Origin of the sequence: Pantoea sp. X85, assembly GCF_029623675.1 — a bacterium.
GTDB lineage: Bacteria > Pseudomonadota > Gammaproteobacteria > Enterobacterales > Enterobacteriaceae > Pantoea > Pantoea leporis.
The window spans coordinates 1813771-1826743 of the sequence record NZ_CP121108.1 but is presented as its reverse complement, the minus strand read 5'-3'; the positions used below and the strand labels follow the sequence as shown (position 1 = coordinate 1826743).

Genomic DNA, 12973 nt, shown 5'->3' with positions numbered 1-12973 from the left:
CGTTGTGATGAAAGACCTGCAACGCGGTATGGATTTACCGCAAATGCTGTTTTCACTGATGTTCATTCTAATCATGATCATCGCCAGTCTGTGGGTGGTGCAGCCCTTTATTCTTGGCTTCGCCTGGGCCAGCATGGTGGTGATCGCCACCTGGCCGTTGATGATTCGTCTACAGCACATGTTGTGGGGACGCCGCTCGCTGGCGGTGATCGCCATGACCATATTGCTATTACTGCTGTTTATTATTCCTATCGCCCTGCTGGTCAGCAGCCTGATTGATAACAGTGCGCCGGTGATCGCCTGGGCAACGCAGCGCCATCTGGTAATGCCTGACTTCGATTGGTTGCGACAGATTCCCTACGTCGGCAGGAAACTCTACTCGAGCTACCACAAATTAGTGGATGGCGGCGGCGCGGCGATGCTGAATCAGGTGCAGCCTTATATTGGTCGCACCACCGGCTTCTTTGTGGCGCAGGCCGGCCACTTCGGCCGCTTTATGATGCACCTCATCGTGATGCTGTTGTTCAGCGTGCTGCTCTACTGGCGCGGCGAGCAGGTGGGCCACGGCATTCGTCATTTTGCCTATCGCATGAGTGGACGCCGTGGCGATGCCGCAGTGCTGCTGGCCGGTCAGGCGATTCGTGCTGTGGCGCTAGGCGTGGTGGTCACCGCGCTGGTTCAGGGCGTGCTCGGCGGTATTGGTTTAGCCATTTCCGGCATTCCTTACGCCACGCTGTTAACCGTGTTGATGATTCTGACCTGCCTGGTGCAGCTCGGGCCGCTGGTAGTGTTAGTGCCAGCGATTATCTGGCTGTACTGGAGCGGCGATACCACGTGGGGCACGGTGCTGCTGGTGTGGAGTTGCGTGGTGGGTACGCTGGACAGCGTGTTGCGTCCGGTGTTGATTCGCATGGGTGCCGATTTACCAATGATCCTGATTCTTTCCGGCGTTATTGGCGGATTGATTGCTTTCGGTATGATTGGGCTGTTTATCGGTCCGGTGGTCCTGGCGGTTTCTTATCGTCTGGTTTCAGTGTGGATGCATGAAGCGCCCGAACCGGATGACGATGTGCAGACCGCCATCGAAGCGTTGGCCGATCACGAAGAAGAACTACATTAAGCGTTCCCCGCCGGGTCGCCATTCATGGCGACCTCATTCACATTAACGCCCACTCAGCGAAGATACACTATCTCTCAGTTTTACACTGGCCTTACTTTAACCCGCCTAATGCCCCAACATCGCCACCGCGCATTTCTTACTGATAATAATTTTTTTTCATAAGCGGTTTTTAAGAAAAAACGCAGTTTTAGGCGCTTTAGGCGGAATTCTCTTACGGAATGATTATTTTTACAGCTGAATTGCCGCTTAGCGGGGAAGAAAAAGGCCACGAAAGGTTATCAGCTTTAAACTAATAAGAGGATTCTTAAAGACGCCAGCGAGCCTGATCAATAACATGTTTCCTATGTTTTGAATCAAGCTACTGATTTTTAAACAACCTTATTCCCCTGAGTAAAGTGAAGAATTGCTGTGTGTAGTCTTTGCCCATCCCCTGTGATGGGCTTTTTTTTGGCTTTTTTTCAGACAAAAAAACAAGGCCAGCAGCGCTGACCTTGATAATTACACTAATGACACGTCAAATTCTCATCTGATGCATCAAATTATCGCCCGGTTAATGTTTGGATGCGTTCAGCTCTGCCAAACTCAACCAGGTTTCAACCACGGTATCCGGATTAAGCGACAGGCTATCAATGCCCTGCTCCATTAACCATGCCGCAAAGTCCTGATGATCCGACGGTCCCTGACCACAAATACCGACGTATTTACCCTGTTTTTTCGCCGCTTTGATCGACATCGATAACAGCGCTTTCACGGCATCATTACGTTCATCAAACAGCGCGGACACCACGCCAGAGTCACGATCGAGGCCCAGCGCCAACTGCGTCATGTCGTTAGAGCCGATGGAGAAGCCATCGAAGTGCTCGAGGAACTGCTCAGCCAGCAAGGCGTTGGACGGGATCTCACACATCATGATCACTTTCAGGCCATTCTCGCCGCGCTTCAGACCGTTTTTCGCCAGCTCGGCGATCACCGCTTCGGCTTGATCGACGGTACGCACGAACGGAATCATGATTTCAACGTTGGTCAGCCCCATTTCGTTACGCACGCGCTTCACCGCTTCGCACTCCAGCTTGAAGCAGTCGCGGAAGTTGTCAGCAACGTAGCGACCGGCGCCACGGAAACCGAGCATCGGGTTCTCTTCTTCCGGCTCATAACGCTCGCCACCCACCAGGTTGGCGTATTCGTTGGTTTTGAAATCGGAAAGACGAACAATCACCCGTTTCGGCGCAAATGCGGCACCCAGCGTCGCAATCCCTTCGGTTAGACGGCCGATGTAGAACTCAATCGGGTCATCAAAGCCTTTCATCATCTGACGAATCTGCTGCTGCAATTCCGGCGTTTGCTGATCAAACTCCAGCAACGCTTTGGGATGCACGCCAATCATACGGTTGATAATGAACTCCAGACGCGCCAGGCCAACACCTTCGTTCGGCAAGCAGGCGAAATCGAAAGCACGATCCGGATTACCGATGTTCATCATGATCTTCAGCGGCAGTTCCGGCATGGTATCGACCTGCGAGCTGGTAACTTCGAAGTCCAGCAGTTCGTCATAGACATAACCGGTATCACCTTCGGCGCAGGAAACCGTGACTTTGTGGCCATCTTTCAGGTGATCGGTGGCATCGCCACAGCCCACCACCGCCGGAATGCCCAGCTCACGCGCGATGATCGCTGCATGGCAAGTACGACCGCCGCGATTGGTGACGATGGCTGAGGCTTTCTTCATGATCGGTTCCCAATCGGGATCGGTCATGTCGGTTACCAGTACATCGCCTTTTTCAATGCGATGCATCTCGCTGATGTCGTGGATGACTTTGACTTCACCGGCACCGATGCGATGACCAATGGCGCGGCCTTCGACCACCACGTTGCCTTTGCCCTGCAGCGTATAACGTTCCATCACCTGACCGTTGGAGCGCACCGTTTCCGGACGCGCCTGCACGATGAACAGTTTGCCGGTGTGGCCATCTTTCGCCCATTCAATGTCCATTGGGCGTTTGTAGTGCTGCTCAATCAGCACCGCCTGACGCGCCAGCGCCTGCACTTCGTCATCGGTTAAGCTGAAGCGATCGCGCTGTTCCTGCTCGACATCTTCAATCCGCACCTGCTCGCCATGCTCCTGCGAATCCGCATACACCATGCGCAGCTTTTTTGAGCCCATGGTGCGGCGCACAATCGCCGGACGATTGGCGGCCAGCGTTGGTTTATGCACGTAGAACTCGTCGGGGTTCACCGCGCCCTGCACCACCATTTCGCCCAAACCAAAGGCGGAGGTGATAAACACCACTTGATCAAAGCCCGATTCGGTATCAATGGTGAACATCACGCCCGACGAGGCGAGGTCCGATCGCACCATGCGCTGAATACCGGCCGAGAGCGCCACGCCGCGATGGTCGTAGCCCTGATGCACACGGTAGGAGATGGCACGATCGTTAAATAAGGAGGCATAAACGTGCTTCACCGCGATGATGACCGCGTCATAACCCTGCACGTTAAGGAAAGTCTCCTGCTGGCCGGCAAACGAGGCGTCGGGCATATCCTCGGCGGTGGCTGACGAGCGCACCGCAAAGGAGGCGTCGGCATCATCAGCAGAGAGTTGTTCGTAGGCGCTACGAATTGCCGCTTCCAGTTCAGGCTGGAATGGCGTATCGATCACCCATTGACGAATCTGTTTACCCGCTTGCGCGAGCTCAGCAACATCATCAACATCCGTTTTATCCAGCAAATCATAGATCCGCTGGTTCAGTCCGCTTTGATCGAGGAACAGATTAAACGCGTAAGATGTGGTCGCATAACCGTTGGGTACGGAAACACCCAGCGACGACAAATTCGTAATCATTTCTCCAAGGGAAGCATTCTTGCCTCCCACCCGATCAACATCATGCATGCCAAGCTGGTTGTACCAGAGCACTAGCGACTGTTGGTCTTGATTGGACATTGAGATTATCCTTTTAAATGATGTGAATACACATGGAACATTTTGCTATTCGCCAAACCAGCCTGGCACAACCGATTAATAAAGACTAAGTGTTGAATCGTTAAAGCAGGAAAAGAAAGACAAAATCGGATTAGTACTTAGAATTAATTGTGTTGCGCAACCGCCCTATTTCACGCTAATGGATTGCTGTAGCGATATTTTTCCCCTTTTCAGAGGGTTAGCGATTGATTTTTGTTGCGCAACGCCCTCACACTTTATTTCATGCGCGAAAAGGAAAATGCGCGAAAATAATGCTTTTCAAAACAGCATTTCATCTAATATTGATTATTCACTGATTCATCTTTGTGAGCGCAATAGCGGACAATATGGATATTTCATTTTATTATTATTTAAAATGAAATGTTGTCATCGATAATTTGGGCATTGCTACGCAAGAGGATATTTGCACTATGAACACTGAACGCAGCGTATTCTACATCTCTGATGGCACCGCCATTACCGCCGAAGTGCTGGGCCATGCGGTGTTATCCCAGTTCCCGGTGATAACCCACAGCGTGACGCTGCCATTTGTCGAGAATGTGCAACGCGCTCAGGCGGTTAAAGCACAGATCAACGCGCTTTACCAGCAGAGCGGCGTGCGCCCGCTGGTGTTCTTCTCCATCGTCACACCCGATGTCCGTGAAATTATTCTCGAAAGCGAAGGCTTTTGTCAGGACATCGTGCAGGCGCTGGTCGCGCCGTTGCAGAGCGAACTCGGCGTGGCGTCAATGCCGGTGGCGCACCGCACGCACGGTTTGACCGCCAGCAACCTCGGCAAATATGACGCGCGCATTGCCGCCATCGATTACACCCTTGCGCATGATGACGGCATTTCCCTGCGCGGCCTCGAAGATGCGCAGGTGATTCTGCTCGGCGTGTCGCGCTGCGGGAAGACGCCCACCAGCTTGTATCTGGCAATGCAGTTTGGCGTGCGTGCCGCTAACTATCCGTTTATCGCCGATGATATGGATAACCTGAAACTGCCGCCGGCGCTGCGTGCACATCAGCATAAGTTGTTTGGTTTAACCATCGACCCGGAACGCCTGGCGGCGATTCGCCAGGAGCGCGCGGAAAATACCCGCTACGCTTCGTTGCGCCAGTGCCGTCTCGAAGTAGGCGAAGTGGAAGCGCTATTCCGCACCAACCAGATTCGTTATCTCAACAGCACCAACTATTCGGTGGAAGAGATCGCCACCAAAATCCTCGATATCATGGGTCTGAGCCGCAGCATGTATTAGGTTTCTCTGCCGGTCGCCATAAGTGGCGACCTCCCGCCACATACCGGACCTGTATTGCAATCGTAAAGTCTGGCTTCCGTCTGGTTTTAAGACCTTTGTTTTTAGCAGGTTGAATTCGCAGGCTATTAGTTTATTGTGATCACCATCACTTCCCGGTATTTCACCGCTGCGAAGAACAAATTTTTGAGAATCTCAATGAATAAGACTGATGAACTGCGTACCGCGCGCATCGGTAGCCTGCTGACTCCGGCTGCGCTCGCGCATGAACACCCTATTTCGGCAGAGATTGCCGCCAACGTCACTGCCTCCCGCCAGCGCATCGCGCGCATTCTGACCGGTGAAGATCCGCGTCTGCTGGTGATTATTGGCCCTTGCTCGCTGCACGATCCTAAAGCGGCGATTGAGTATGCTGAACGTCTGAACGTGCTGCGTGAGCGCCATAAAGATCGTCTGGAAATCGTGATGCGCGCCTACTTTGAAAAACCGCGCACCGTGATTGGCTGGAAAGGCCTGATCTCCGATCCCGATCTGGATGGCAGCTACGATGTAAACCGCGGCATCGCCATTGCGCGCAAACTGCTGCTGGATATCAACGCGCTGGGCATGCCAACCGCCACTGAATTCCTCGATATGGTAATCGGCCAGTTTATTGCCGACCTGATCAGCTGGGGCGCGATTGGCGCGCGTACCACCGAAAGCCAGATTCATCGTGAAATGGCGTCAGCGCTCTCCTGTCCGGTCGGTTTCAAAAACGGCACCGACGGTAACGTGCAGATCGCGGTCGATGCGATTCGCGCCGCGCGTGCCAGCCACATGTTCCTGTCACCGGATAAAAACGGTCAGATGACCATCTATCAAACCAGCGGTAATCCGCATGGTCACGTAATCCTGCGCGGCGGTCGTCAGCCGAACTATCACACCGAAGATGTGGCGGCGGCAGCGGCCAATCTGCGCGACTTCAATCTGCCGGAGCAATTGGTGGTCGATTTCAGTCACGGCAACTGCCTGAAGCAGCACGGTCGTCAGCGTGACGTTGCCGATGATGTGGCGGCGCAAATCCGTGCCGGATCCCGCGCGGTTGCGGGCGTGATGATCGAGAGTTTCCTGCAGGAAGGGAATCAGAAAGTGGTGAGCGGTGCGGCGCTGACCTATGGTCAGTCAATCACCGATCCGTGCCTCGGCTGGGAAGACAGCGCCGAGGTGCTGGCAAAACTGGCTGCCGCGGTCGACAGCCGTTTTTAATGCTGAGCTAGCTGGAACAACTCACTTCCAGCGTTTTGCCCCACTCTGGTGGCCGTTGGCGCAACTCTGCACTGACGGCCGCATCGCTAAACGGTTGCTGTAACGCGCTATGCAGCTTCGCTAACGCCGTGGTCTCGCCGCTCTCGACCTCTTCAATCACCTGCTGTGCCAGATAGTTGCGTAACACCAGCGCCGGATTAGCCGCTTTCATCACCGCCTGACGCTGCGCATCGCTGGCGTGGTCTTGCAACAAACGCTGGCGATAATCGCTGTACCAGCGATCAAAGGCCTCACGATCAATAAACTCATCACGCAACGGCGAACGGCTTTCATCTTGCTGCGTGTTGCTCAGCATGCGGAAGGTCAGCGTGTAATCACTGTGTTCCGCCGTCATCATCGACAGCAAGCCGGTCAGAAGCGTGTTGTCATTGGCATCCGCCGTCAGCAATCCGAGTTTGGCACGCATTTTCTCCCCCCAAACGCGCATCAGCTCACCTTCATAATGACCCAGCGCCTGCTTAAGCTGCTCGGTAGTCATCAAGCCCGACAAGGCATGCGCCAGGCGATTAAGGTTCCACAAGCCAATCATCGGCTGATTTTCGAAAGCGTAACGGCCCTGATAGTCACTGTGATTGCAAATGTAATCCGGCTGATAGTCGTCGAGGAAACCGTAAGGGCCGTAATCCAGCGTTAAGCCCAGAATCGACATGTTATCGGTGTTCATCACGCCGTGCGCAAAGCCAACGCTCTGCCAATGGGCGATCAGGCTGGCCGTGCGTTTAACGATATCGGTGAACCACAGCAGGTAACGATCCGCTTCATCCTTGAGCTGCGGCCAGTGATGGCGAATGGCATAATCCGCCAGCTGGCGCACTTTGTCTTGTTCACCGCCGTAATAGAAATGCTCAAAATGACCGAAACGCAGATGGCTGTCGGCAATGCGCATCAGCATCGCACCGCGTTCCTGGGTTTCGCGTAGCACCGGCTCATCGCCAATGGCTAACGCCAGCGCGCGCGTGGTGGGAATGCCAAGATGGTGCAGCGCTTCAGACGCGAGGAATTCGCGTACGCTGGAGCGGATCACCGCGCGACCGTCACCCATGCGCGAATAGGGCGTTAATCCGGCCCCTTTTAAGTGCCAGTCGAGCTTACGACCGTTTACCAGCTGCTGTTCACCCAACAGAATGCCGCGCCCATCGCCCAGCTGTCCGGCCCAGACGCCAAACTGATGGCCACTATAAACCTGCGCCAGCGGCGACATGCCGGGCAGCATTTCGCGTCCTGACCACACGCCATGCCCGCTGCCGGCGAACAGCGCATCGTCTAAACCCATCTCTTGTGCCAGCGGGGCATTGTGATAAAACAGCCGTCCGCCCGCTAATGGCGTTGGGTCCAGCGCGGTGTAGAATCCGGGTAATTCTTGCTGCCAGCTATTGATAAATTGCATCGACACTCCGGAAGGTGCGCTTAAATCAGGCACCCGCAATAAGTTATAAGATAACAGAGAGTGTAACGCCGACGCGGCGCGGAAGACAGGCGAAAGGGTTACTGCTGCGAAGGCGTGTGTAAATTCAGGTCGGAATAGATGAGATCGTCAAGACGTTCAGCTTTCACTACCGGGAACAGGCTGCCCTGTAGCTGCGCACCACTCAACGTGGTCATCTTTTCCATCATGTGGTTATCGTCAATACCACAAATAATGATCTGGTCCGCAAAATCGGAAAAATTATTGATAACTGTCTGAATAAAAGGCGTAAACGAGGCGCGCTTGGCCAGGTTGTGAATAAAGGCTTTATCCAGTTTTAACACGCTAAACAGATTATCGTACACCGCGGTTGCCGGTGCTTTTCCTGCGCCAAATTGTGAAAGCGATAAACGAAACTCACTTTGTAATGCTGCAAGCAATGGATGGGATTTACCCAAAGATAATTGCGGAAACGTTTCGCTGATATCTAAAACAATAAAAGGGATTTGTCGGAATTTCCTTAACAGAAATTCGCTGGCTAAAAGTGTATTGGCCATAGAATCATCAATACGTACCAACGCGGTAATTTGATTAATCTCAAAAAAGTCGCGGTACTTTTCCAGCAATGAAAGCTGGCTCTGCAGCAAACGTAATTGCTGCGCATCGTCCAATTGCGGCAACAGCAAATCCTGCGGCAGCGTAATAGGTGCGCTGTCGTGGACAAATTGCGTCACCAGCTCGACCGCAGTCAGCTGGCCCGCCAGAGAGTAAACTGGATAAAACCAGGTTTCCGACTGATAGTCGGCAGACAAATGGACTTTCATTTTTCAAGCCAGAAGCAATGGCAATTGGCGCATCGTATATCAACGAATTCCACCAGGCAATAGGACCAAACGTTTGAAGAGGTGCCGTTTTAGGTCTTATTACGCTGATTTAAGCCGCAAATAATACTTAAGCCAAATAAGCCGGGGTTAATGTCCATACCAATTAAATAAATTTAGCTTTATTATTAGTATTAAATCGATGGCGGGTAAAGTGCCATTTTAAATGATAGTTAAATATCGGCAGAATTCAGATTTAATTCAGGGTGAGATACCCTTTCTTTTTTCGCGTCTTTATTAAGCGATAACAACGCTATTTAGATGCGACGCGCCTGCCAAAATACTTTACGCCAGTAAACATTATCCAGCGACGAGCGGATCACACCCTGGCTGGTCGAGGCGTGAATAAAGGTGTTGTCGGTATCGTAAATACCGACGTGCAAACCGTTTTCTCCACTGCCGGTTTTGAAGAACACCAGATCGCCAGGCAGCAGATCGCCCTTGTCGATGCGCGTACCAATGTCGGTTTGATCAATGGTCGAGCGTGGCAGCTGCATATCGAATTTATCGCGGAAGGTGAGATAGACGAAGCCGGAACAATCCACGCCACCGCGGCTTAATCCGCCATAGCGATACGGCGTTCCCCGCCAGCGGCTCAGCTGATCGTTGAGTTGGGCAATCACGGTGATAGAGTCAGACAAACGGCCATTCGGCGGCGGTGCATGATGGCTACAGCCCGCCAGCAACAGTGCCAAAATCAAAATTGTCAGCCGCATCCGCCTCTCCCTTTCTCCCTTGTCCGGCAGACACTGTAGCGGCAAAGCGCTACGGCACGCAATCCTCTGTCAGGGAATAAACAGCAGCGGACCTTGTGCGGTATCAATTTGTTCAAACGGGGTTTGGTAAAGCGGCGCTAAATGCGCAGCGGTCAGCACCTCGCTGGCCCTGCCCTGACGGACAACCGCGCCTTGATGCATTAACCACACGCGCTCGGCATGGCGCAGGCTGTGGTTGAGGTCGTGCCCGCTGGCAACAATCGCCAGGCCGCTGCAACACAGTTCAGCCAGCAGCTTATCGACCGCGCGTTGCTGCGCCACGTCGAGTGCACTCATCGGCTCATCCAGTAGCAGGAGTTTGCCGCGTGGATTGATCGCCGGATGAACCTGCAACACCACGGCAGCCAACCGCACGCGTTGCCATTCGCCACCAGAAAGCTGCGTAAGACTGCGCGTCAGTTTGTCCTGCAGCGCTAACTGCGCGAGCACGTCTTGTAACACGCAGTCTGTTTTCGCCGTTTGTGCGGTGATATGCATGCGTAAGTAATGCCACACCGGCATTTGTCCCGGCGCCATCTGCTGTTGCGGCAGCCAGCCGCGCAGCGGGGCCAATGCTGCACCGTTTAACGTGGACAGCGGCGCGCCATCCAGCAGAATGCTGCCCTGACTCGGCAACAAACCGGACAGCGCGTTGAGCAAGGTACTTTTGCCGGCGCCGTTCGGCCCCACCAGATGCACTAATTCACCGGCGTTAACGCTAAGTTCAACGGGAGCCAGCCGCCCTGTGACGCTGACTCCCTGACACTGCAATAGCATTTATTCGGCCAGCGCCTGCTCTACACTTTTCAGGATGATGGGATCGTCTGGCGTCATATCCGGTGAGAAGCGCGCAATGACTTTGCCCTGCTTATTAATAAGGAATTTTTCGAAGTTCCACAGGATATCGCCTGGCGCTTTCGGCGCGCGCCCTTTGCTCTCCATGCGCTCGAGGAAACCGCTGCCTTCCGGGCGTTGCGCCACCGGCTGCGCCGCCGTCAGCTGCGCATAGAGAGGGTGACGATGCTCGCCGTTGACATCGGTTTTATCGAACATCGGGAAAGTGACGCCGTAAGTGGTGCTGCAAAAGGTTTTGATCTCTTCGTTACTGCCCGGCTCTTGCTCGAGGAACTGATTGCATGGGAAGCCAAGCACGCTGAACGGCTTATCCTGCCAGGCTTTCTGCAGCGATTCTAACTGCTCATACTGCGCCGTCAGGCCACATTTAGATGCCACATTGACTACCAGTAGCACCTTGCCCTCATAGGCCGCCAGCGTGGTTTTTTCACCGTCCAGCGTAACCAGTTCTGTCTGATAAATGCTCATAGTCGATTCCTGTTGTTGATAACACGTTGCCAGCCAAAGCTAGCGCGAAGACTTCACTAATAACATGATAAACAGCGGCGCGCCGAGCGTGGCCGTTACCACGCCAATCGGCAGTTCGGCAGAGGTTAACACCAGCCGCGCAATAATATCCGCGCCAAGCAGCACTGCGGCACCGGCTAACGCCGCCGCAGGCAACAAATAACGATGATCGCTAAAACCGCTGAGACGCAATAGATGCGGGATAACCAGACCAATAAAACCGATCGCACCCGCCATCGCTACGCTCACGCCCACCAGCCAGCCCATCGCCAGCACCAGCAGGTTGCGCCACAGCAGCAGCGGTAATCCGAGCTGACGTGCCGAGGTTTCGCCCAGCGCCAGCAAATTCAACGTGCGTGCGGTGGCGATCAGCAGCAGCGTTACCGGCAGCAGCGCCAACATCATCCAGCCATAGCGCCAGTCAATGCCGCTAAAGCCGCCCATCATCCAGTACATCAGCTGACGCAGATCGAGGCTGGTGCTAAAATACACTGCCCAAGTCATGATGGCGCTACAGATAATGCCAAGCGCCACGCCGGTCAGCAGTAAGCGGCTCACTGAGAGTTGTTTGTGAGCGAAGTGCAGCAGAATCAGCGTGATCAGCAGCGCACCGGCCATGGCCGCCAACGCTAAGCTCCATAGCGAACCGTTACCGAGCATCACGCCTAATACCAGACCAATCCCCGCCCCGTTAGACACGCCAAGTAAGCCGGGCTCCGCCAGCGGATTGTTAAACAGCGCCTGCATCACTACGCCGCACACCGCCAGCGCTGCACCCACCAGCAGCACCGCCAGCGTGCGCGGCATGCGCAGTTGCCAGACGAACAGATCGCCTTCCGCCGAAAACCATTGTGTGGGGGAGATCCAGCTGTCGCCGGCACACAGGCTAAGCCCGATGAGCAGCAATAGCAGCGCAATGAGTGCGATGAGCCAGCGCTGGCTGCGGCGATTTGCCTGGGAAGCAAGCTGATCCAGCAGAGTCATAGATAAGATTGGCTGAGAAAACAGAGATTTGATTGTAGTGGGATTACAGCAAAAAGAAAGCGGCGCTGTGGAGGCGCCGCTGGAGAAGCCTTACTGATGCGGAGGGAGCGGCTGACCGTGATTATCACGCTTCTGCTGATTGTCACGCTGGTCGTGATGCTGCGGTTGCGGGTGACGTTTGTCGTCGCGGTGCGGTCCATTACCCGGATGCTGCGCCTGCCAGCCGTTACCGTTCCAGTAACCGTGCGGACCTTTGGTGCCGATGCGCTGGTTATGGTGCTGTTTCCACCACGTTGGCGCACGCCAGTCGTAGCCATCCCAATAGTAGCCGCGCTTATCCTGATCGCCGATATGCACCGAAACGCCCGGTGTGTTGATGTTGACGGAAACATTGGCGCTAGCCAGCAGCGGCATGCCTAACAAGACACTTAATAAAATTGCTGTCTTTTTCATTATTCAAACCCTTTGCTCTGTGATGGCGCTGTTATAACAAAAGTGTTGATGTCGTCACTATCGGTGAGGCCCGATTTTCGCCTTATTTTCCGGATACTTACTAAATCCTTACATCGTGAATAAATCGTGTAGAGCGGCCAGATTTAAGGCAAAAAAAAGGCCGCTAAGCGGCCTTTTTGTCGTACTGAAATTAGTCAGCATCCTTGGGTGTCGCGTTCTCGACGCGACTTTTCAACTTCTGTCCCGGACGGAATGTCACCACTCGGCGCGCGGTGATAGGAATATCTTCCCCCGTCTTCGGGTTACGGCCCGGACGCTGGTTTTTGTCACGCAGATCAAAATTACCAAATCCGGACAGTTTTACCTGTTCTCCGTTTTCCAACGCGCGGCGAACCTCTTCAAAAAAAAGTTCTACCAACTCTTTGGCATCGCGTTTGCTCAACCCGAGTTTTTCAAACAGGTACTCTGACATTTCAGCTTTTGTAAGCGCCATAGG

12 protein-coding genes and 1 other RNA gene are annotated in these 12973 nt (G+C 53.9%); 4 read left to right on the top strand and 9 right to left on the bottom strand.

Annotated features, from left to right (window positions below):
• The first annotated feature begins 7 nt into the window (after window positions 1-7).
• Together ydiK and rprA are read left to right on the top strand one after the other, a co-directional pair.
• Window positions 8-1120, top strand: coding sequence for an AI-2E family transporter YdiK (gene ydiK, locus P6287_RS08525; protein ID WP_101764562.1), 1113 nt, complete (start codon window positions 8-10; stop codon window positions 1118-1120).
• Window positions 1121-1463: 343 nt separating this feature from the next.
• Window positions 1464-1571, top strand: an RNA gene (gene rprA, locus P6287_RS08520) — antisense sRNA RprA.
• Between the two features lie 99 nt (window positions 1572-1670).
• Here the strand turns inward: rprA and ppsA are convergent.
• Window positions 1671-4058, bottom strand: a complete 2388-nt coding sequence (gene ppsA / locus P6287_RS08515; protein WP_277974788.1) for a phosphoenolpyruvate synthase — start codon at window positions 4056-4058, stop codon at window positions 1671-1673.
• 449 nt (window positions 4059-4507) lie between these two features.
• On the opposite strand from ppsA, the gene P6287_RS08510 reads away from it, so the two are divergent.
• A complete protein-coding gene (locus P6287_RS08510; protein WP_110866022.1) occupies window positions 4508-5335 on the top strand; it encodes a pyruvate, water dikinase regulatory protein in 828 nt (275 codons plus the stop codon).
• A gap of 195 nt (window positions 5336-5530) precedes the next feature.
• Window positions 5531-6577 carry a 3-deoxy-7-phosphoheptulonate synthase gene (locus P6287_RS08505; RefSeq protein ID WP_277974787.1) on the top strand — a complete coding sequence of 349 codons (1047 nt, stop codon included), beginning with the start codon at window positions 5531-5533 and terminating at the stop codon, window positions 6575-6577.
• A gap of 7 nt (window positions 6578-6584) precedes the next feature.
• Here P6287_RS08505 and P6287_RS08500 read toward each other — a convergent pair whose 3' ends face one another.
• The 8 genes from P6287_RS08500 to ihfA form a co-directional block, all read right to left on the bottom strand.
• Entirely contained in the window at window positions 6585-8024 is a 1440-nt protein-coding gene (locus tag P6287_RS08500) for a protein adenylyltransferase SelO (protein ID WP_277974786.1), read from the bottom strand.
• Between the two features lie 98 nt (window positions 8025-8122).
• The gene (locus P6287_RS08495) at window positions 8123-8866 is read right to left on the bottom strand and encodes an EAL domain-containing protein (RefSeq protein WP_101764567.1); all 744 of its coding nucleotides are present in this window, start codon (window positions 8864-8866) and stop codon (window positions 8123-8125) included.
• A 314-nt stretch (window positions 8867-9180) separates the two neighbouring features.
• Window positions 9181-9639, bottom strand: coding sequence for an NlpC/P60 family protein (locus P6287_RS08490; protein WP_101764568.1), 459 nt, complete (start codon window positions 9637-9639; stop codon window positions 9181-9183).
• Between the two features lie 69 nt (window positions 9640-9708).
• The gene (gene btuD, locus P6287_RS08485) at window positions 9709-10455 is read right to left on the bottom strand and encodes a vitamin B12 ABC transporter ATP-binding protein BtuD (protein WP_277974785.1); all 747 of its coding nucleotides are present in this window, start codon (window positions 10453-10455) and stop codon (window positions 9709-9711) included.
• Window positions 10456-11001, bottom strand: coding sequence for a glutathione peroxidase (locus P6287_RS08480; RefSeq protein ID WP_110866017.1), 546 nt, complete (start codon window positions 10999-11001; stop codon window positions 10456-10458).
• Between the two features lie 39 nt (window positions 11002-11040).
• Window positions 11041-12024, bottom strand: coding sequence for a vitamin B12 ABC transporter permease BtuC (gene btuC, locus P6287_RS08475; protein ID WP_277974784.1), 984 nt, complete (start codon window positions 12022-12024; stop codon window positions 11041-11043).
• A 90-nt stretch (window positions 12025-12114) separates the two neighbouring features.
• Window positions 12115-12477: a DUF2502 domain-containing protein gene (locus P6287_RS08470; protein ID WP_277974783.1), complete on the bottom strand. Its 363-nt coding sequence runs from the start codon at window positions 12475-12477 to the stop codon at window positions 12115-12117.
• A 190-nt stretch (window positions 12478-12667) separates the two neighbouring features.
• On the bottom strand, window positions 12668-12970 hold the full coding sequence (gene ihfA / locus P6287_RS08465) for an integration host factor subunit alpha (RefSeq protein ID WP_007892687.1): 303 nt from the start codon (window positions 12968-12970) through the stop codon (window positions 12668-12670).
• Window positions 12971-12973 lie beyond the last annotated feature (3 nt).

Excerpts from the sequence above, each read along its gene's own strand:
- P6287_RS08470 (WP_277974783.1), bottom strand. The coding sequence starts at position 12,477 with ATGAAAAAGACAGCAATTTTATTAAGTGTCTTGTTAGGCATGCCGCTG.
- P6287_RS08480 (WP_110866017.1), bottom strand. The coding sequence starts at position 11,001 with ATGAGCATTTATCAGACAGAACTGGTTACGCTGGACGGTGAAAAAACC.
- btuC (WP_277974784.1), bottom strand. The coding sequence starts at position 12,024 with ATGACTCTGCTGGATCAGCTTGCTTCCCAGGCAAATCGCCGCAGCCAG.
- P6287_RS08510 (WP_110866022.1), top strand. The coding sequence starts at position 4,508 with ATGAACACTGAACGCAGCGTATTCTACATCTCTGATGGCACCGCCATT.
- P6287_RS08500 (WP_277974786.1), bottom strand. The coding sequence starts at position 8,024 with ATGCAATTTATCAATAGCTGGCAGCAAGAATTACCCGGATTCTACACC.
- P6287_RS08490 (WP_101764568.1), bottom strand. The coding sequence starts at position 9,639 with ATGCGGCTGACAATTTTGATTTTGGCACTGTTGCTGGCGGGCTGTAGC.
- P6287_RS08495 (WP_101764567.1), bottom strand. The coding sequence starts at position 8,866 with ATGAAAGTCCATTTGTCTGCCGACTATCAGTCGGAAACCTGGTTTTAT.
- ihfA (WP_007892687.1), bottom strand. The coding sequence starts at position 12,970 with ATGGCGCTTACAAAAGCTGAAATGTCAGAGTACCTGTTTGAAAAACTC.
- ydiK (WP_101764562.1), top strand. The coding sequence starts at position 8 with ATGAAAGACCTGCAACGCGGTATGGATTTACCGCAAATGCTGTTTTCA.
- btuD (WP_277974785.1), bottom strand. The coding sequence starts at position 10,455 with ATGCTATTGCAGTGTCAGGGAGTCAGCGTCACAGGGCGGCTGGCTCCC.
- ppsA (WP_277974788.1), bottom strand. The coding sequence starts at position 4,058 with ATGTCCAATCAAGACCAACAGTCGCTAGTGCTCTGGTACAACCAGCTT.
- P6287_RS08505 (WP_277974787.1), top strand. The coding sequence starts at position 5,531 with ATGAATAAGACTGATGAACTGCGTACCGCGCGCATCGGTAGCCTGCTG.